Source organism: Rugosibacter aromaticivorans (genome assembly GCF_000934545.1).
In the GTDB taxonomy this organism is placed as follows: domain Bacteria; phylum Pseudomonadota; class Gammaproteobacteria; order Burkholderiales; family Rhodocyclaceae; genus Rugosibacter; species Rugosibacter aromaticivorans.
Genome location: NZ_CP010554.1, coordinates 1219217 through 1237949 on the forward strand (window position 1 = coordinate 1219217; position 18733 = coordinate 1237949).

An 18733-nucleotide genomic window follows, 5' to 3' on the forward strand; every position below is an offset into this window, starting at 1 on the left:
TACGATAACAAAGAACCCCCCTAAACCCCTAAACCCCTAAACCCCTAAACCCCTAAACCCCTAAAAAATCACCTGAAGTGAAACGGGCTGAAAAACGGATGCTCTGACTGGAAGTTGGAACTCGACGAGCAATGCGGTGAGGAGCGTTTGTCAGTCAATCTTCGGGCTTTGCAACAGTCCTGCTGATTCTCTGCCCCGAGCATTGTTCAGGCCAAGGTAATATCGCGTGACAGATACACATCCTGAATCGCATTGAGCAGTTGCACGCCTTCCGCCATTGGCCGCTGGAAGGCCTTGCGGCCGGAAATCAGACCCATGCCGCCGGCCCGCTTGTTGATCACGGCCGTGCGCACTGCCTGGGCCAGGTCGTTCTCGCCCGACGCGCCACCGGAATTGATCATGCCGGCGCGGCCCATGAAGCAATTGGCCACCTGGTAGCGCACCAGGTCGATGGGGTGGTCCGAAGTCAACGCGGAATAGACCTTGGGGTGAGTCTTGCCGAAACCGATGGCGGTAAAGCCGCCGTTGTTGGTGGCCTGTTTCTGCTTGACGATGTCCGCCTCGATGGTGGCCGCCAGATGATTCGCCTGGCCGGTCAAGTCGGCAGCTTCGTGGTAGTCGACGCCATCCTTCTTGAAGCCGGGATTGCGCAAATAGGCCCACAGGAAGGTAACCATGCCAAGCCGGTGAGCGTGGGCGAAGGCCTCGGATACTTCCAGAATCTGCCGCCGGGATTCCGGCGAGCCGTAATATACCGTCGCCCCCACTGCCACCGCACCCAGGTCGAAGGCCTTTTGCACGCTGGTGAACAAGGTCTGATCGTGCATGGTCGGGTAGGTGAGCATCTCGTTGTGGTTCAGCTTCACCAGAAAGGGAATCCTGTGTGCGTACTTGCGGGACACCGCGCCCAGCACGCCGAGGGTGGACGCCACCGCGTTGCACCCGCCCTCGATGGCCAGCTTGACGATGTTCTCCGGATCGAAATAGCCGGGGTTGGGCGCAAAAGAAGCGCCGCCCGAATGCTCCACACCCTGGTCCACTGGAAGGATCGACAGGTAGCCTGTCCCTGCCAGCCGCCCGGTGTTGAATATCTGCTGGAAGTTGCGCAGAGTGCCGGGGGTACGGTCGCTGTTCGCTACCACCCGGTCGATGAAATCCGGGCCCGGCAGGTGCAGGGTTGTCTTGGGGAAGGTGTTGCAAGCATGATTAAGAAGGTAGTCGGCTTCATTGCCGAGGAGTGCGGGGATATTCGTCATGTTGCCCCTGTATGGTGATGTGGATGGCCCCTGGTTGCGGGATGAGGGATGAATATGGTTTGCTTTGTGTGCAGCCGATAAGCATGTGGACGGGCTGACGTCTCCGTATATTAAGTCCGCAGTTGGTCGGTTTCTGGATCGAATCGCGGAATCTGGCCTAGAATAAACCGGCTGCGTAAGTTGATGGAGGTCGTCATGAGGCAACTCCGAAAAAATTATGAGTGTAATAGAAGCCATTAACGGGCGTAGTTCGGTGCGTGTCTATACACCCGGGAAGCTTGATCAGGCCAAGGTCAACAGTTTGTTAGCGGCAGCTGTCCGAGCGCCGACAGCAGTGCATGAGGAGTCATGGGTCTTCGTTATCGTGCAGGATGCGGAGATATTGAAGTGTCTCTCCGTTCGCGCCAAAGCGCTCTTTATTCGGGAGGCGCATAGCGCCAGGCTGCAGGCAGGAAGTCATGTGTTTGATCCCCTCGCCAGTCCGGATTTCACGTCTTCTACAACGCCAGTCCGCGCATTGTTGTTTGTGCCGACGCCACGGGACCCCATTTTTTGCCGATTGCCGCAGACGGCTCGCTGGCTGCGGAGAATCTGATGCTTGCCGCCTACTCCATGGGGCTGGGCACCGGTGTCATTGGTTCTGCGGTCTCCGCCCCCAATGCCCCCGAACTGAAGACCGAACTCGGGATACCAGCAACGGCTGCAGCCGTCGTCCCGATCATCGTTGGTGGCCCACCGCCGAGACGCCACAAACCTCCCGCAAAGGACGGCGGATTCTGGTCTGGAAGTAAGTGTCGTTGATACATCACCTCTTTCGCACACCGTATTCATTGAGAACCTCGGAAGTTGTCCATGGGTGAATTGGCAAACTGGACTGAATACAGTCGTTTCCTGCTGTCTTTGTTGGCGGTTCTGGATCCTTTCATGGCAATACCGATCTTCCTCAGCATATGCGCGAGCCGCTCAGACGCTGATCGCCGCCGCTTCGCCAAGGTCACCAGTCTGACTGTTTTTGGAGTCCTGATAGGCGCTGCGCTCACTGGGGAAGCCGTGTTGCGCGCCATGGGCACGAGCCTCGCTTCCTTCCGCATTGGCGGCGGTCTGGTCCTCCTGCTAATGGCTTTTGCCATGCTTCAGGCTAAACCAGGGGACGTGCGCCAGACGGCGGAGGAGGCCGATGCACTCGATGGCACAGAAACGCTGGGAGTGGTACCCCTGGCAGTGCCGCTCCTGGCTGGGCCGGGGGCAATCAGCACAGTGATGATTGCCGTACAACAGGGCGGGCTGTTCCACGATGCCTTGGTGATTGCCATTATCGGGACAGTCTGCATCGTGGTCTGGCTGATGCTCCGCATGGCAGCGCCCGTCGGCCGTCTGATGGGGACGGCCGGACTCAATGTGGCCAACCGTCTGCTGGGGCTCTTGTTGGCAGCGATCGCGGTGGAATCGATGGCCATAGGCATCAAGGAACTGTTCCCGGTTCTGGCAGGTGGATAATCCTGAGATCGATGAGCGGATTGTGCAGAGAAATGGCAGGAACCCATTTCCCTTGCCCAAGATTCATCATCTGCTTGAGCACGGGCCGGTTATTGCCTGTTTCTTTCAGTTCAGTTATCCACCGCTGTTTCGATCAGTGGAGGGCAGGCCCCCGACCAGCGTGGTCATACAGGTCGCGCCGTGTCAGCGGCAAGGGAAGCGTCACCGCGCCGCGCCGCGATGCCAGAATCTGATAAATCCCCGTACCCCCGGCCTCGAATTCCAGTGCACAGGCCGCCATGTAGAGCCGCCAGACACGATAGGCCGTTTCGCTGACATGCTGCAAGGCCTCATCGTGAGCCGCTTCCAGCCGTTGCACCCAGTGCCTGAGGGTCAATGCGTAGTGTGGTCGCAAGCCCTCAACATCGTGAATCTCAAAACCGGCGAGCTCCATGCCGCGCTGAATATTGCTCACCGTATCCAGCTCGCCGTCAGGAAACACATAGCGGTTGATGAATTCCGTATTGACATTTTGCCGCCAGCCCTCTTCATCGTGGGTAATGCCGTGGTTCAAAAACAAACCGCCCGGCCGCAATATCCGGTGAACGGTGGCGATATAAGCGGGAAGGTTCGCCAGGCCGACATGCTCGAACATGCCGACACTGGCAACTTTATCGTACGCCGCCTCACCTTGCAGATCGCGATAGTCGCGCAGTTCCACGGTAACAAGATCATGCAACCCTTCGGCGGCAATACGCTGTTGCGCATGTTCGTATTGCCGCTGGCTGAGCGTGATGCCATAGGCCTGGACACCATAATGCCGCGCCGCCCAGCACACCAGCGCACCCCAGCCACAGCCGATATCGAGGAAACGCTCACCCGGCGTGAGACGCAATTTGCGGCAGATGTGATCGAGCTTGTTGCGTTGCGCCTGCGCCAGTGTGTCGTCGGGTGTCTCGAAGTAGGCGCACGAATACACCATTTGCTCATCCAGCCACAATTTGTAAAACTGGTTGGATACATCGTAGTGGAACGAGATGGCGGCGCGGTCGCTTTGCCTGGAATGACCGTGGGAAAACCTGTCTTCATTGGGCAAGGCGGCGGCAGGAGATGCAGGCGGCATTGCCGTCAGAGGCTTTCCCGGCAGCCGCAGGGCGTCAAGCAACAAAGCGCTGCGCTCGCGTAGAGGAAGAACCAGCGTCTGGAAGTATTCTTTCAGGCGCAGTACCGAATACAAGTCGCCTTCAAAATCGAGAAGCCCACGGAAATAAGCATCTGCGAGTACCAGCGCGCTGCGTTGCAGCACCAGTTTGCGCAGCACGGAGGGATCCCGTACGATCAAGGTAAAAGCGGGCGCGGTGTGTCCACTGTGTCCAATGTGGTGGGTCGCATCATTCCACAGGCGCAGCACAGCAGCACTGCGAAAATTGCGCAGCAGGCGTTTGAGGATGCGTATCGCCGCAGCGGTATGGGTGGACTTTCCCTGTACTGGTGGCATAAAACCTGTTGTGAAACTCATAGTTTTCTCCCGGGTTTTGTGTATTGTGTCAATGGGGTTTCAGATAGCGGATTGGCGTCCACTCTTCGCACATTATGGTAAACCGGTTGAGAGTGGCTTTCCAGTTTTGCAGGAGCATCGTCCATTTCTGGCTGATGTTCATCAGCGTCAGGTAGAACAATTTGCAGCGCGCCAGATGCACGATGCAAAGCTATATGTTTTCAAGCGGTCGGTACCACAGGCTTTTTGCTTTTTTGGAATCCGTGTATTGTTCTAACTCCGTTGCGGCTACCCTGGACAGGATGCCAATGAGCTTCCGTAAAACATGACCTCTCCCTCTTGTGCCGCATTACTGGCGGCACGTGAATATGATCCTTTTACTGTGCTCGGCCTGCAGGTCGAGGGGACGGTGTGGTGCCTGCGTGTCTTCCGTCCGGCTGCGGAATCTGTCGCAGTGGCAGATGCCGATGGTGAATGGCTTCCGCTTGACCGCATCGCCGGTACCGATTTATTCGAGTGGCGCGGTGCCATCTCTTTGCCACGGCCATGGCGTCTGCACATCGACGGTGTGGTGCAGTATGACGCCTACGCCTTCCCGCCGCAGCCACCGACGGCTGATCTTTTTCTGTTCAATGCAGGCCGTCTGCAACAGGCCTGGCGTATGCTCGGCGCCAATCCAGCTACGCGCGACGGCGTGACTGGTATCTGCTTCCGCGTCTGGGCGCCGAATGCCGAGCGAGTTTCCGTCATCGGCGATTTCAATCGCTGGGATGGACGGATCCATCCGATGGCCTCGCTGGGTAGCTCCGGTGTTTGGGAGTTGTTCCTTCCCGGGCTGGCCGAAGGCATGCTCTACCGCTTTGAAATCCGTGTGCGCGGCAGCGGTGCACTGCGTATCAAATCCGATCCCTACGCCCGCGCCTTTGAATATCGACCGGCTACTGCCTGTCGTGTCGATCCGGCTACGGCGCACGTCTGGGGCGATGCTGACTGGCTTGCTGCGCGTGCGGCGCGCGACTGGCTGCACGCGCCGATGAATGTGTATGAGATGCATGCCGGGAGCTGGATGCGGCATCTCCCTGATGGCCGTTTCTACAGCTATCGTGAACTGGCAAGCCGTCTGGTTCCCTATATGCAGGAGATGGGCTTCACGCATGTCGAATTCATGCCGCTGATGGAGCATCCTCTCGATGAATCCTGGGGCTATCAATGCACCGGCTTTTTCGCACCGACTTCGCGTTTCGGTAGCGCCGACGATCTGCGTTTTCTCATCGACGCCCTGCATCAGGCGAATATTGGCGTGATTCTCGACTGGGTGCCCGGCCATTTCCCGGCGGATGACTGGGCGCTCGCTCATTTCGACGGCACTTCGCTCTACGAGCACGAAGACCCGCGCCAGAAAGTGCATCCCGATTGGGGCACCCACGTCTTCAACTATGGCCGCAACGAGGTCAGGAGCTTCCTGCTTTCTTCGGCGCATTACTGGTTGTCCGAGTTTCATGTCGATGGCTTGCGCGTGGATGCCGTGGCCTCGATGATCTACCTCGACTACTCGCGCCAGCCCGGCGAGTGGACACCGAATGTTCATGGCGGGCACGAAAATCTCGCAGCCATCGCCTTTTTGCGTGAGCTGAATGAAATGGTGCATGGCCAGTTCGCTGGTGCGCTGACTATCGCCGAGGAATCCACTGCCTGGCCCATGGTGTCGCGCCCGACCTGGCTGGGTGGCCTGGGCTTCTCGATGAAATGGAACATGGGCTGGATGAACGACACACTGGACTACCTGCGCCACGATCCCGTGCATCGGCGCTTTCACCACGAACGGCTGACCTTTGGCCAGCTTTATGCCTACAGCGAAAATTTTGTCCTGCCGCTGTCGCATGATGAAGTAGTGCACGGCAAGCGTTCGTTGCTGGGGAAAATGCCGGGCGATGAATGGCAGCGTTTCGCCAATCTGCGCCTGCTGCTGGCCTATCAGATGATGGCACCGGGCAAGAAGCTGTTATTCATGGGTGCGGAACTCGGCCAGCCGTGGGAATGGCGCACCGGTGAAGAGCTGCCATGGCATCTGCTGCAATATCCTTTGCATGCCGGTGTGCAGCGTTTGGCGCGTGACCTCAATCATCTTTATCTGAAGGCGCCAGCCCTGCATGAGCTGGACTTCTCCAGCGAGGGTTTTCAGTGGATCGACTGCCACGATGCCGACCAGTCGGTGGTCAGCTGGCTGCGCCGCGCACGCGACGGCAGTTATGCCATTGTAGTAGTCAACTTCACGCCGGTACCGCGCTATGGCTACCGGCTGGGCGTGCCGCAAGCCATCGATTACGTTGAACGGACGAACAGCGATTCCGCGCTTTATGGCGGCAGCGATCTGGGCAACGGCGGTCGCGTGCGCGCCGACCAGCGGCCCTGGATGGCACAGCCCGCATCATTAGAGCTGGTTTTGCCGCCGCTGGCGGTACTGGTGCTGATGCCTGCCTGAGCCGCCGGCGGCGAACCTGTCAGCTGTTCATCTGTCCCATGTGTTTTGCGGCCAGCAAACAATCAATTTCCGCTTCACCCTGCACCCAGTCTTCCAGCGGATCGCCCGGCGCGAAACCGCGCCGCTCGGCAATGTAATAAGCGGCGACTGCAATATCGCGCAAGCGCTGTTCCGGCGTGATGCCGGTTATTTCCCTGGCACGCGGACGCTGCGCTATGCGCTTGGGCGCTGCGACCTTGGCGACCGGTTTTTTTATCCTTGCCGTCGTTTTTGCCGCGACGGCTGCTGCGCTGGTGGAGGACTTGACTGGCTTTTTGTGGGATGAATTGCTCGTACTGCTCTTGACTGTCGTCATCGCTGTCTCCTTATCACTCAAAAGATTTGGAAGCACAATTGTCGATGATGTGCTCTTTTTTATTACAACATGTTGACGCTGATCAATCAGGACTTATTCTGAGCGGTGCGCAAAGCGCCGCTTAGCCCAAGTGCGGGGTCGGTAATGACGTGAATCGGCATGCGTGCCGCAATGGCAGCATGGTCATCCTTGGCGTTGAAAGCCGTTAGAAAGCAGCTGTGTGACAGAAGTGGCAGCAGCTTGGCGGCGATTCCTCCGGTGAAAAAAACGCCGCCGCGCGCCAGGCAGGCTAGCGCCATATCGCCGGCGAAGGCACCGTAGGCGGCAAGAAATATCTCCAGCGAGTGGCGGGCGTCAGTGACGGATGCCAGCGCGCGGTTGGAGATGGTTTCCGGCGGCAGTATTGCTCCCGTCATGCACTCGTGGATCGCAGTGATCCCCGGCCCCGAGACCACCCGTTCCCATGTCACCCTGCCGTGGCGCGCATGCAGGAATTGCCATAGTCTGAGTTGTTCTTCATCGGCGGGTGCGAAGGCAACATGACCGCCCTCGCCAGGCACGATGCGCCAGCTTTTCGCTTGTGGCAGAACGAGCGCCATGCCCAGTCCGGTACCTGCACCGACGACAAGGCGCGGTGCGTCGGGCAGGGGTTGTCCTTCCTGCAGCGTCACCCGCTGGTCAATGGCAGCTGTGACCGCGCCCAGCGCAGCAGCGGCGAAGTCGTTGACCAGCTGCAATGCAGGCAGGCCGAAGCGGTGCGACAGTTCTCCGCTGTCGATGATCCAGGGCAGATTGGTCAGCCGGGCTGACTGGCCGTCATCGGCAATGGGGCCGGCGACAGCCAGACAACCGCCATGCACCTGGGTCGGATTGATCTGCGTATCGGTAAAAAAGCTGGCGAGCAGGTGGGTGAAATTCGAAAAGTCGGCGCTGGCATAACGGCGCTCGGCAATCAGCGTGCCATTTTCCATCAGGCCAAGCAGTACCTTGGTGCCGCCGATGTCGCCGCCGAGAATCATGAGGGCATCATGGGCTACACAGTGGGTTATACGGCCACCGGTGCGGCGATGTGCGGATGCGGATCGTAACCTTCCAGCGTGAAATCCTCGAAACGGAAGGCGAAGATATCTTGCACATCCGGGTTGATGCGCATGCGTGGCAGGGGGCGCGGTTTGCGTGACAATTGCAACCTGGTTTGCTCCAAGTGATTGCTGTACAGATGGCAGTCACCACCTGTCCATACAAACTCGCCTGGTTGCAGTTGGCACACCTGCGCCACCATGAGCGTCAGCAAGGCATACGAGGCAATGTTGAATGGCACGCCCAGAAAAATGTCGGCGCTGCGCTGGTAGAGCTGACAGGAAAGTTTTTTATCCACCACATAAAACTGGAATAAAGCATGGCAGGGCGGCAGTTTCATTTGCGGGATGTCCGCCGGGTTCCATGCAGAGACAATATGGCGGCGCGAGTCCGGGTTGTTTTTCAGACCGTCGATCAACTGGGTGATCTGGTCAATCTCCCCATCGGGGTTTTCTGCCGAACGGTTGGGCCAATGCCGCCACTGGTGGCCATACACAGGGCCAAGATTGCCATTCTTGTCAGCCCAGTCATCCCAGATAGAGACACCATTTTCCTTGAGATAACGGACATTCGTTTCGCCTTTAAGAAACCATAGCAGCTCATGAATGATCGAGCGTAAGTGTAGTTTTTTAGTTGTCAGCACAGGGAAGCCAGCGGCGAGATCAAAGCGCATCTGATAGCCAAAGACCGAGCGCGTGCCCGTTCCGGTACGGTCGGATTTTTCCGTTCCGTGATCAAGCACATGGCTCATCAGGTCAAGGTATTGGCGCATGGTGGGTCACTGGTGAGCATATAATCAAACGCGTATTTTAACCGGAAGCATGCCATGTCTTTGCCCAGAATTGCCACTCATCCTGCAGTTGAATTTTCTTTACTGAATACCATCAGCCATGTATTGATTTTGATTCCCCTAGCGACCAGCTTGCCCGCTGATTTACCCGCACGCGATCAATGGCTGGCCGTTTTGAAACGTAAAGATCTGACACTGCCCAGGCTGGCCAAGACCCCGCTGGCTATTGATCTTCCTGATGGTCGTCGTGTTGCGCTACTGATGAGCGATGCAACGCTTTCTCGCTTCGAGCAGCTTACCCGGTTGCGTAAAGCGGTGATGCTGTTGCTAGAGGAATCACCAAAAACGCTGGCCCTGTGGGCAACTGATGCTGATGTTTCGCGTGATCTTTTGTTTACGGCACTGGTGAATAGCTTCCCTTTGCCAGTACGCAAGAAAAAATCCGCCACAGCGCTGGCAAAGATCGACTTATTCAGCCCACTTGACTCGGCTGATCTTAGCCCGGTCATTGCCCTGGCAAAGGCGAATAATCTCGCACGCGAATTGACTGCCCTTGCACCGAATGAGCTGACGCCTGCGACCTATCGCCAACGTATTCGGCGCCTGGTAAAAGAGCACGGCCTGGGCATTGAGGAATATGGTTTAAAGCAGTTGAAAAAAATGGGTGCTGGTGCTTTTTGTGCCGTAGCCCAGGGTTCGCATGACGATGATGCGGCAATTGTGCATCTGACTTATCGGCCATCGGTTCCGGCGAATAAAACACGAAAGAAATTAAAAAACGTGGCACTCGTGGGCAAAGGCATCTGCTTTGATACGGGTGGCCATAATCTCAAACCTGCGCGCTCTATGGCAGGCATGCACGAAGATATGAATGGATCAGCCGTTGCACTGGCGATCACGTTGGCTGCCGCTGAAATGCAGTTGCCGGTGGCTATTGACTGCTGGCTGGCGATTGCCCATAACCATATTTCAGCCACAGCGTATAAACAGAATGACATCATCACCGCGCTTGATGGCACGACCATCGAAGTTGTACATACCGATGCCGAAGGCCGCATGGTGCTGGCCGACACGCTGACGCTGGCGACACGCAACAAACCTGATCTCGTGGTCGACTTCGCAACCCTCACCGGATCAATGCATACCGCCGTGGGGACGAGGCATTCCGGCATTTTTGCCAGCGCAGCGCCCCTGGCTGATTTGGCCGTAGCGGCAGGCGTGACCAGCGGCGAACGGGTCTGCGTATTTCCTCTGGCGGAAGATTATGCTGTTGCGCTTGAATCCAAAGTAGCGGATGTCAAGCAATGTACGCTGGATGGCGAGGCGGATCACATTTTGGCAGCACTGTTTCTTCAGCGCTTTACCAGCAAGCGCGCCTGGTTGCATGTTGATCTGTCCGCCGCCAGCTGTACCGGTGGCTTGGGTGCTGTGGCCAGTGATCTCACGGGTTTTGGGGTGGCCTGGGGTGTTACCTTGCTTGCCCAGGACTGAATTCAGGGTAGAGACGACGGCATGGTGAGCAATGCTATACTCTATTCCCCCAAAAATTCGGTTAATACCATGATATTTAGCGCATTGAGTGTTAAGTCCATCATGGAACAGCCAAATGAGAATAGCCAATAATTGCTGGAATTTTATTTGTATCGTTGCCGAAGTATTACTCATTGCTTTCGTTGCGTATCGCGAGTCAGCCACCTATTACTCGTTTGACGTGTTCTATTGCGTACCTATCATTCATGCGGCACGTTTGAGCTCGGTTCGAGCGCTGCGTCGTTCAGATACGCATGTACCGACAATCGTTGGTATTTTTGTCGGTATTATCTGGACCACAGGCGAGTTTATTGCGGTTTATCCGGATTACCCATGGAGTGCGTTGCTACTGAACGCGTTCGCGCGCAGCGTTACCTTTACCGTCATTGGTCGCGTGATGGCCAAAGTGTGGCGCGAAAGAGAGTTTTCGCGCAAGGATGTGCTGACTGATCTGGCCAACCGTCTCGAATTCACTGATCGGTTTGCCACTGAGCAATCGCGGAGCGAACGTTCGGGCAAGCCTTATTCACTGCTCTTCATCGATATCGATCAATTCAAACTGCTGAATGATGAGCAAGGCCATAACGTAGGAGATGAAGCGCTCAAAGTCTTGTCTGTGATTCTCACCAATAACTCCAGAGCAGGCGATGTGGTTTCCCGTTTTGGTGGGGATGAGTTTGCTTTGTTGTTTCCGGAAACAGACGATGCTTCTTGTGAGATTTTAGCCAACCGAATTCTTGAGATAGCAAAGGCAGAGTTTAAAAATAAAGATTGGCCTATTGCTTTGTCAGTAGGCTGGGTTACCGGGACGGGCGCAAGCAAAAATGTTGATGAGCTGTTGCGGATTGCTGATGAGAAAATGTATCTAATGAAAAAAAATGCTCGAATTCACTCCCGGGGTGATTTGGTGATGAAAGAAATTCATGTGGGTGATGTAAGTAAGCTGTAAGCGAGCTTTACGTAACAGTTGATTGAAGTATCGAGCTACGCAACATCGTACGCAAAATCGCGCTATCTATGAATGAATCTTCCCAAATGGTTGAAATTGAAGTCGGCAACTCAGTTGGCAAATCGCCTGATGCGGCAGTCATCTGGATGCATGGATTGGGTGCGGATGGGCATGATTTCGAACCCATTGTGCCGGCACTCAACTTGCCACCCCGGCTTGCTGTTCGCTTTGTGTTTCCGCATGCGCCGGTACGCCCCGTGACGATCAACAATGGCATGCCTATGCGCGCCTGGTATGACATCTTCTCGATGGGTGGCCTGCGTGAAGATGAAGCCGGTCTGCGTGTAACGCAACAACATATCGAATCACTGATTGCACGCGAACGTGCGCGTGGTATTGCTGCTCTCCGCATTGTGCTGGCAGGGTTTTCGCAAGGTGGTGCCGTAGCCTTGATGACGGCGTTACGGCATTCTGAACGGCTCGCTGGTGTGATGGCCTTGTCAACTTATCTGCCACTGGCCGGAAAACTTGCCGCTGAGCGCCAATTAGTGAATGCTGATTTGCCCGTGTTCATGGCGCATGGAACGCAAGACGAGATCATCAGCATTGATCGGGCGACAAGCTCACGTGATGCACTGATCGCACTAGGCTATCCGGTGGCGTGGACAAGCTATGCAATGGGGCACGCCGTTTGCCCGCAAGAGGTGGTGGACATCAGCGCTTGGCTAGGCCGTGCTCTGAGCTAGTCTCTCCGCGCTGGTTTTATTACTGCGCCCCGGTCTTTGGCCTGATTGCTGATTTCGGCCGAAAGGCCTTGATCACCGCCTCATTGGTTTCGATGTATGGTCCGCCGATCAGATCTATACAGTAAGGCACCGCAGCAAAGATGCCCGGAACTCGCTGGTTGCCTTCTGCGTCTCTCACTCCTTCCAGGGTCTCTTTGATTGACTTGGGCTGGCCGGGCAAATTTAGAATGAGCGATTGGCCCCGTATGACACCGACTTGCCGCGAGAGTAGGGCGGTAGGAACAAATTGCAGCGATATTTGCCGCATTTGTTCGCCAAAGCCCGGCATGATCTTGTGCGCCACTGCCAGCGTTGCCTCAGGAGTGACATCGCGAATCGCGGGGCCCGTGCCGCCGGTAGTCAGCACCAGATGACAGCCTGCGGTGTCACATAATTCAATCAGCGTTTGTTCAATCAAGGCTTGCTCATCGGCAATTAATCGCGTCACCATCCGCCAGGGTGAAACGAGCGCGTCGGTAAACCAGGCCTCCAAGGCAGGCAGGCCTTGGTCAGCATACATGCCGCTGGAGGCGCGATCAGAAATAGACACAAGGCCAATACAAAGTTCGTTATTCATAGTGTTGGTGCAGGTAGATAGTAAAAAAATGAATGATTGGCATGTGTTATCCAGACATGGATTCAAATCAGCGCCGACTTTTTACACGTATGGGATGATCCCATTTTAATGTGATCACAGACGCGGTATGATCAAGGCCGGTTTGATTGGGTGTTGATGCGCGAAGCGCTTAATGCAGTAACCAGACAGCGGTGGCGAAAGGTAATAACGATGGTAGATGACGTAGATACACGAGAAGAATCATCGCCCATTATGGACGAGGCAATTAAAGATCGCACTGTCACGCGGATTGCGACGATCACCATTATTGCGGTGGGCCTGCTTGGCCTCTGGGTTATTGGGGGTGCGCTGCGCTCCAGCGGCTTACCGTGGGTTTCGCAGGGCGCTTCGCTACAGCTACCATCGACATCTCCGTCGTTGCCAACATCGCCCCCGCTACCTTTACCCGCCACGCCAGCTGGTCAGTCGCCACCCCCGATCGCTCCGCCTGTAACAGGTGCCGGAGATGTTACCCAGCAGCAAGCCGGTATTGTTCATATTACCGGAGCACAGCCTGCTGCGGCTGCCCACGCAACGCCGCCCGCAATGACAATGGCTGACTCCACAGAAGTATTTGTTTCTCAGCCACTCATCCCGGCGAAAAAAACCTCGGGAACGCAACATTTCGGCGTGCAGTTGGGTGTATTCAATACCGTTGCCAATGCGGAAAAGCTACGCCAGAAAATGCAGGCGCAAGGAGTACCTGTTGTGGTTGAAGCCCGAGTGCATGTGGGCCCTTTTGCCACACGTGCAGAGGCGGAGGAGGCACGTGCCAAGCTCAAGGCGCTGGGCATTGAAGAGAGTGTGTTGGTGATGCTGAAGTAATTATTTTGTCCTTATTTATTAACTTTTCCGAGAATTCATCGATGAGTCGAAAAATCATTGCAACGCCCGCTGCTCCTGCCGCGATTGGCCCCTATTCACAAGCCGTGCAAGCGGGTAATACGGTATATTTGTCGGGCCAGATTGGCCTTGATCCAGCCACCATGCAAATGGTTGAGGGGATCGATGCACAGATTGTGCGCGTCTTTGAAAACCTGAAAGCTGTCAGCGAAGCGGCCGGTGCGACGCTCAATGACGCCGTGCGCGTGACAATTTATCTCACGGATCTTGCTCACTTTGCCAGAGTGAATGACGTCATGGCGCGGTATTTCAGTGCGCCCTATCCAGCGCGGGCTGCGGTGGGTGTTAAAGCGCTACCACGTGATGCACTGGTCGAGGCCGATGCGGTTCTGGTGATTGGCTGAACGTCGCGAAAAAAAAGCAGCGGGGTCGGCTGGCAACACGCTGGCAGGCCGCTTGGCGCGGCTGGGTTTGCGCCGTGATGTCGATTTTGTGCTGCATCTGCCACTGCGCTACGAGGACGAAACCCGCATCACTGTCGTGAGTGATGCTCTCCCTGGGGTGGCCGCGCAGTTTGAGGTCGTGGTGGTCAGCTGTGACATTGTATTTCGCCCGCGACGCCAATTAGTGGTGCGTGCTCGGGATGACAGCGGCATGCTTACACTGCGGTTTCTGAACTTTTATCCGAGCCAGCAAAAAGCGCTGCAGCCTGGCGCGCGGTTACGGGTATTTGGCGAATTGCGCGACAGTTTTCCGGGCGGTGAAATTATCCACCCTCGGTTCCATGTTGTGGCAAATTCAGACGCAGACTCTGCGGCACTGCCCACGAGTCTAACGCCGGTTTATCCTACCACTGCCGGATTGGGGCAGGCTACCTTGCGTCGATTGATCGACCGCGCTCTGGCACGGGGCGATCTCACCGACACCTTGCCCGCTGATGCGCTGGCCAAGCTCGGATTGCCGGCTTTTTCCGATGCGGTGCGTCTGTTGCACGCGCCACCTCCCGCGTGTGTACTTGAGCAACTTGAATCGCGCCATCACCCAGCCTGGCGACGCGTGCAGTTTGATGAGCTTTTGGCTCAGCAACTATCCTTGCGCCGAGCTTATACGGCGCGCCGTGCCCGCGGCGCGCCGCAGCTTGTGGCCAACGGCACGCTCACGCAGCAGCTGCTCGCCGCGTTGCCGTTCCGGTTAACCGGTGCGCAGCAACGCGCATGGCATGAGATCGCTTGCGACCTGGCTCAGCCACACCCGATGCAACGCTTGCTGCAGGGCGACGTGGGTAGCGGTAAAACCATCGTCGCCGCGTTGGCCATGCTGCATGCCGTCGAGGCAGGCTATCAGGCAGCGCTTATGGCGCCGACTGAAATTCTTGCTGAACAGCATTACCGTAAACTCTCCGTCTGGTTGGCGCCCTTGGGGATTGAGGTGGCCTGGCTGACGGGTAGCCTGAAAAGGCGGGACAAGGCCGTCGTGCTCGAAAAAGTCGGCGCTGGTGATACGGTGTTGATGATAGGCACCCATGCGCTCATTGAAGAAGGCGTGATGTTCCATCGCCTGGGGCTGGCGATCGTGGATGAACAACATCGCTTCGGTGTTCGCCAACGGTTAGCATTGAAAGAAAAAGGTCGCTTTGCGCATCAGCTCACCATGTCGGCAACACCCATTCCGCGCACGCTGGCGATGAGCTACTACGCAGATCTCGATGTCTCCGTCCTTGACGAGCTGCCGCCGGGCAGAACCCCGGTGAGCACGCGGCTGGTGTCGGTAACACGACGTGACGAGATCATCGCCCGCGTACGCGATGCTTGTCGCGCAGGTGGTCAAGCCTATTGGGTGTGCCCGCTGATTACCGATAGCGAAACCCTGCAACTGCAAACCGCTGAAGACACTTTCGCGCAGCTTTTGGCTGACCTACCCGATCTGCGCATCGGGCTGGTGCATGGTCGGTTGAAAGGCGAAGAAAAAGCCGCTGTCATGGCGGCCTTCGCCGCGAATCAGATTCATGTGCTGGTCGCAACGACCGTGATTGAAGTCGGCGTCGATGTGCCCAATGCCAGCTTGATGATCATTGAACACGCTGAGCGCTTTGGTCTGTCGCAGTTGCATCAGTTACGCGGCCGCGTCGGGCGCGGGGCGGCGCAGTCCGTATGCATTCTGCTTTACGCCCAGCCGTTGGGGCAGACAGCGCGTGCGCGGCTCAAAGTGATTTTTCAAAGCACGGATGGCTTCGAGATCGCAAGGGAAGATTTACGTCTGCGTGGGCCAGGCGAATTTATCGGCGCACGGCAAAGTGGTTTACCCCTGTTGCGCTATGCGGATCTGGAAGACGCCGCGTTGGTTGAACAGGCGCGGCAACTGGCGGATACCTTGCTGACGGATGCCCCCGCGATTGCCCAGGCGCATCTCGACCGCTGGCTGGGTGGGCGAGAGGAGTTCTTAAAAGCATGAGCGATTCTTCCCGCCCGCCTAGTCCACTTAATCTTTTGCGCCAGCGGCGGTTTTTGCCTCTGTTCATCACCCAGTTTTTAGGGGCCTTGAATGATAACGTCATCAAAAATGCGATGATCGTGCTGCTCACTTTTCAGGCCGCCCGCTGGACCGTGCTCTCGCCAGGCGTGCTGGCGAATCTTGCCGCAGGCATTTTCATTTTGCCGTTTTTCCTGTTTTCTGCCAGTGCCGGACAGCTTGCCGACAAATACGACAAAGCCTGGCTCACGCGGTGGGTGAAGCTCTTTGAGCTGATCATTGTGCTCATCGCCGGTGCGGGCTTTTTAATGCAACAACTGCCGGTTTTATTGCTTGCGCTCTTTTTACTCGGGCTACATTCGACGGTGTTTGGACCGATCAAATACGCCATTTTGCCGCAGCATCTTGACGCGGCAGAGCTCATGGGGGGCAATGCGCTGATTGAAACGGGCACCTTTATCGCCATCCTGTCGGGCACTTTGCTGGGTGGATTTTTGGCCAGCATGGCGGCATTCACCGTGTGGATTCCCGCGGTCGGTGGAGTCATTGCCCTGGGTGGTTATTTTGCTGCCCGCGCTATTCCTGTCGCCGTGCCACCAGCGCCGACTTTACGCGTGAGTCGTCATCCGTTTGCCGAGACTCTGCGCAATCTGGCTTACGCGCGGCAGAATCGTCCCGCCTTTGGCGCGCTGCTGGGCATTTCATGGTTCTGGTTGTATGGCGCGATTTTCCTCGTGCAAATTCCGGCCTATGCCAAAGATATTTTGCGCGGGAATGAGACCAGCGTTACGTTACTCTTGGCCGCTTTCATTGTGGGCATCGGTGCGGGGGCATTCCTCTGCGAATGGCTCACGCGTCAGCGGCGGACTCGTACCCGGCTGCTGGTTTTGGCTGGAGGTTTGGGTTTGAGCCTGTTTGCCCTGGATCTTTATTTTGCTTCGCAGGCTATTGGCCTTGGTGTGCCACCATTAGCCACAGGCGCTTTATTGAGCGCAACTGCTCTGTTGCATCAACCCACTATTTTTCGCGTATTAGCTGATCTCGCGGGGCTGGGTGTCTGTGGCGGTTTATTTACCGTGCCGCTTTACACCTTGCTGCAGCAGGCCAGTGCGCCCGCGTATCGTGCCCGCATGATTGCTGCCAACAACATTATTAACGCTTTGTTTATGGTGGTGGGGGCACTCGGTGCAGCAGCCATGCTCGCCACAGGTGTTTCGATTCCTGCGCTGTTCGCCCTGATCGCTTTGGCGAATGTGGCGGCGGTGAGTGGGCTGTATTGGGCGTTGCCGAAGATGTAAGAACGAGTCTTGCGACCATCGATGGTTAATCGGGGAGTGCAATTTCGTTGTTAATGCTGAATTGATAGTCGTGAAAAACCTGCTCGGCGGTGAGCAATTGATAGTCGCCGTTTGCGGTGCGGCGGGTGGTGTCTTTGAGTCGATAGGTTTTCTGGCCGCAGGTCCAGCAATCAAAGTTGCGCATTTGCGTGCATAAGCAGGTTTTGTCCCAGACCCTGATTTTTTTGGCGTCGGGATGTGCAGCAATTTCCCGGTTGTAGGCATCGATGTATTGGCAATTACCCGAGGCATCGAGCAAGTAGCCATAGGCTTCGCAATTGGGGCGAATGCCATCGCCAATGGCGGGGCTGCTTTTCAGCATGCGCATGGGGTAGCCGGTGGGCGAAATGGTATTGACCACGATATCTTCTTCGCTGGCTTTGAAGTATTCCTGTTTGACGTGATCGGGCAAGCCACATTCGTGTGTCACGGTGAAGCGTGTCGCCACCTGCACGCCGGCGGCGCCCTGGCTCAGAAAGTCTGCGGCGTCAGAACCAGTAAAAATACCGCCTGCCGGTATCAGGGGAATGGTGAGGTGCTGCTCGGCTAACCAGTCACGGATTTCGACAAAAATAGTGGCGAGATCATACTGAGCCCAATCCATGCCAAAGCCCAGATGCCCACCCGCGAGGGGGCCTTCGATCACGATGTAATCCGGCAACCGATTGGTGCGAGCCACTTTTCTGAGGAAGAGTTGCAAGGCGCGTAGCGAAGAAACAATGATGCCCAGCTTGACGTCGTGAAACCGCGGGTGGTTTTCAATCAGGGCAAAGGTACCCAAATGCAGGCCGGCCGATAAGGTAATGCCATCAATACCGGCGTCCATCGCAGCACTCATGCGCACGCGCAGCGTTTCTTTTGGCGCGTTCATAGTCAGCTTTTCCATGCAATTGACGAAGATCAGCCCGGTGCCTTGTTTAGCATCCATGGCGTGCCGTACGTGCAGGGCGGTAGCTTCAGCCAGAATGCCGAGGTCAAACTTGACGCTGGATTTGTCAGAGTTTGCAACGTTGAGTTTGTATTGCTGAAGTTTGTCTTTGACGAATTTGGTGTTGAACCGACGATCAGACACCGTGGGTACCATGGCGTCCGAAATATGGCCCACCCCACCCAGGCGCGCGACTTCAAGGGCGAGCGCGACGGTTGAAATATCCACGCCCATGCCGCCTACCATGATGGGCACTAATTCATGTGAGCCTAGTTGCAGACGAAAATCATCGACACGTTTCATTCAGTTTCTTTCTTGAGGGTCGGGCTAAGCAATTCA

18 protein-coding genes are annotated in these 18733 nt (G+C 56.4%); 11 read left to right on the top strand and 7 right to left on the bottom strand.

The features are described from left to right. Positions 1-206 precede the first annotated feature (206 nt). On the bottom strand, positions 207-1256 hold the full coding sequence (locus PG1C_RS06090) for a class I fructose-bisphosphate aldolase (protein WP_202636499.1): 1050 nt from the start codon (positions 1254-1256) through the stop codon (positions 207-209). A gap of 217 nt (positions 1257-1473) precedes the next feature. Here PG1C_RS06090 and PG1C_RS06095 point away from each other — a divergent pair, with 217 nt between their 5' ends. From PG1C_RS06095 to PG1C_RS06105, 3 genes are read left to right on the top strand one after another with little or no spacing between them, the layout of a single operon-like run. Beyond that, positions 1474-1851, top strand: a complete 378-nt coding sequence (locus PG1C_RS06095; RefSeq protein ID WP_202636500.1) for a nitroreductase family protein — start codon at positions 1474-1476, stop codon at positions 1849-1851. A 17-nt stretch (positions 1852-1868) separates the two neighbouring features. Then, complete coding sequence (locus PG1C_RS15000; RefSeq protein ID WP_414629205.1) at positions 1869-2057, top strand: hypothetical protein; 189 nt, start codon at positions 1869-1871, stop codon at positions 2055-2057. Between the two features lie 51 nt (positions 2058-2108). Beyond that, the gene (locus tag PG1C_RS06105; RefSeq protein ID WP_202636502.1) at positions 2109-2753 is read left to right on the top strand and encodes a MarC family protein; all 645 of its coding nucleotides are present in this window, start codon (positions 2109-2111) and stop codon (positions 2751-2753) included. Between the two features lie 133 nt (positions 2754-2886). Here the strand turns inward: PG1C_RS06105 and PG1C_RS06110 are convergent, their stop codons facing one another. Then, positions 2887-4251 carry an SAM-dependent methyltransferase gene (locus tag PG1C_RS06110; RefSeq protein WP_237218306.1) on the bottom strand — a complete coding sequence of 455 codons (1365 nt, stop codon included), beginning with the start codon at positions 4249-4251 and terminating at the stop codon, positions 2887-2889. A 304-nt stretch (positions 4252-4555) separates the two neighbouring features. Between PG1C_RS06110 and glgB the strand changes: the two genes are divergently transcribed. Beyond that, positions 4556-6712 carry a 1,4-alpha-glucan branching protein GlgB gene (glgB, locus tag PG1C_RS06115; RefSeq protein WP_202636503.1) on the top strand — a complete coding sequence of 719 codons (2157 nt, stop codon included), beginning with the start codon at positions 4556-4558 and terminating at the stop codon, positions 6710-6712. Between the two features lie 19 nt (positions 6713-6731). On the opposite strand, the gene PG1C_RS06120 is transcribed toward glgB, so the two are convergent. From PG1C_RS06120 to PG1C_RS06130, 3 genes are all read right to left on the bottom strand, one after another. Beyond that, complete coding sequence (locus PG1C_RS06120; protein ID WP_202636504.1) at positions 6732-7067, bottom strand: DUF2934 domain-containing protein; 336 nt, start codon at positions 7065-7067, stop codon at positions 6732-6734. An 86-nt stretch (positions 7068-7153) separates the two neighbouring features. After that, positions 7154-8086, bottom strand: coding sequence for a glucokinase (gene glk, locus PG1C_RS06125; protein ID WP_202636505.1), 933 nt, complete (start codon positions 8084-8086; stop codon positions 7154-7156). 26 nt (positions 8087-8112) lie between these two features. Then, positions 8113-8919: a thymidylate synthase gene (locus PG1C_RS06130; RefSeq protein ID WP_202636506.1), complete on the bottom strand. Its 807-nt coding sequence runs from the start codon at positions 8917-8919 to the stop codon at positions 8113-8115. 54 nt (positions 8920-8973) lie between these two features. On the opposite strand from PG1C_RS06130, the gene PG1C_RS06135 reads away from it, so the two are divergent. The 3 genes from PG1C_RS06135 (at position 8974) to PG1C_RS06145 (ending at position 12162) form a co-directional block, all read left to right on the top strand. Continuing rightward, positions 8974-10428, top strand: coding sequence for a M17 family metallopeptidase (locus tag PG1C_RS06135; protein WP_202636507.1), 1455 nt, complete (start codon positions 8974-8976; stop codon positions 10426-10428). 115 nt (positions 10429-10543) lie between these two features. After that, entirely contained in the window at positions 10544-11416 is an 873-nt protein-coding gene (locus PG1C_RS06140) for a GGDEF domain-containing protein (RefSeq protein WP_202636508.1), read from the top strand. Positions 11417-11502: 86 nt separating this feature from the next. Next, on the top strand, positions 11503-12162 hold the full coding sequence (locus tag PG1C_RS06145; RefSeq protein ID WP_237218307.1) for an alpha/beta hydrolase: 660 nt from the start codon (positions 11503-11505) through the stop codon (positions 12160-12162). Positions 12163-12181: 19 nt separating this feature from the next. Here the strand turns inward: PG1C_RS06145 and mog are convergent, their stop codons facing one another. After that, positions 12182-12778 (bottom strand): molybdopterin adenylyltransferase, encoded by a 597-nt coding sequence (mog, locus tag PG1C_RS06150; RefSeq protein WP_202636510.1) that lies wholly within the window; start codon positions 12776-12778, stop codon positions 12182-12184. Positions 12779-12988: 210 nt separating this feature from the next. Between mog and PG1C_RS06155 the strand changes: the two genes are divergently transcribed. From PG1C_RS06155 to PG1C_RS06170, 4 genes are read left to right on the top strand one after another with little or no spacing between them, the layout of a single operon-like run. Further along, complete coding sequence (locus PG1C_RS06155; RefSeq protein WP_202636511.1) at positions 12989-13642, top strand: SPOR domain-containing protein; 654 nt, start codon at positions 12989-12991, stop codon at positions 13640-13642. 41 nt (positions 13643-13683) lie between these two features. Further along, positions 13684-14064: a Rid family detoxifying hydrolase gene (locus PG1C_RS06160; protein ID WP_202636512.1), complete on the top strand. Its 381-nt coding sequence runs from the start codon at positions 13684-13686 to the stop codon at positions 14062-14064. Then, a complete protein-coding gene (gene recG / locus PG1C_RS06165) occupies positions 14057-16111 on the top strand; it encodes an ATP-dependent DNA helicase RecG (protein ID WP_202636513.1) in 2055 nt (684 codons plus the stop codon). The genes PG1C_RS06160 and recG overlap by 8 nt, the downstream gene beginning before the upstream one ends. Then, positions 16108-17427 carry an MFS transporter gene (locus tag PG1C_RS06170; protein WP_202636514.1) on the top strand — a complete coding sequence of 440 codons (1320 nt, stop codon included), beginning with the start codon at positions 16108-16110 and terminating at the stop codon, positions 17425-17427. Before recG ends, PG1C_RS06170 begins: the two co-directional genes overlap by 4 nt. Before the next feature lie 25 nt (positions 17428-17452). On the opposite strand, the gene PG1C_RS06175 is transcribed toward PG1C_RS06170, so the two are convergent. Continuing rightward, on the bottom strand, positions 17453-18697 hold the full coding sequence (locus PG1C_RS06175) for a nitronate monooxygenase (RefSeq protein ID WP_202636515.1): 1245 nt from the start codon (positions 18695-18697) through the stop codon (positions 17453-17455). Positions 18698-18733 lie beyond the last annotated feature (36 nt).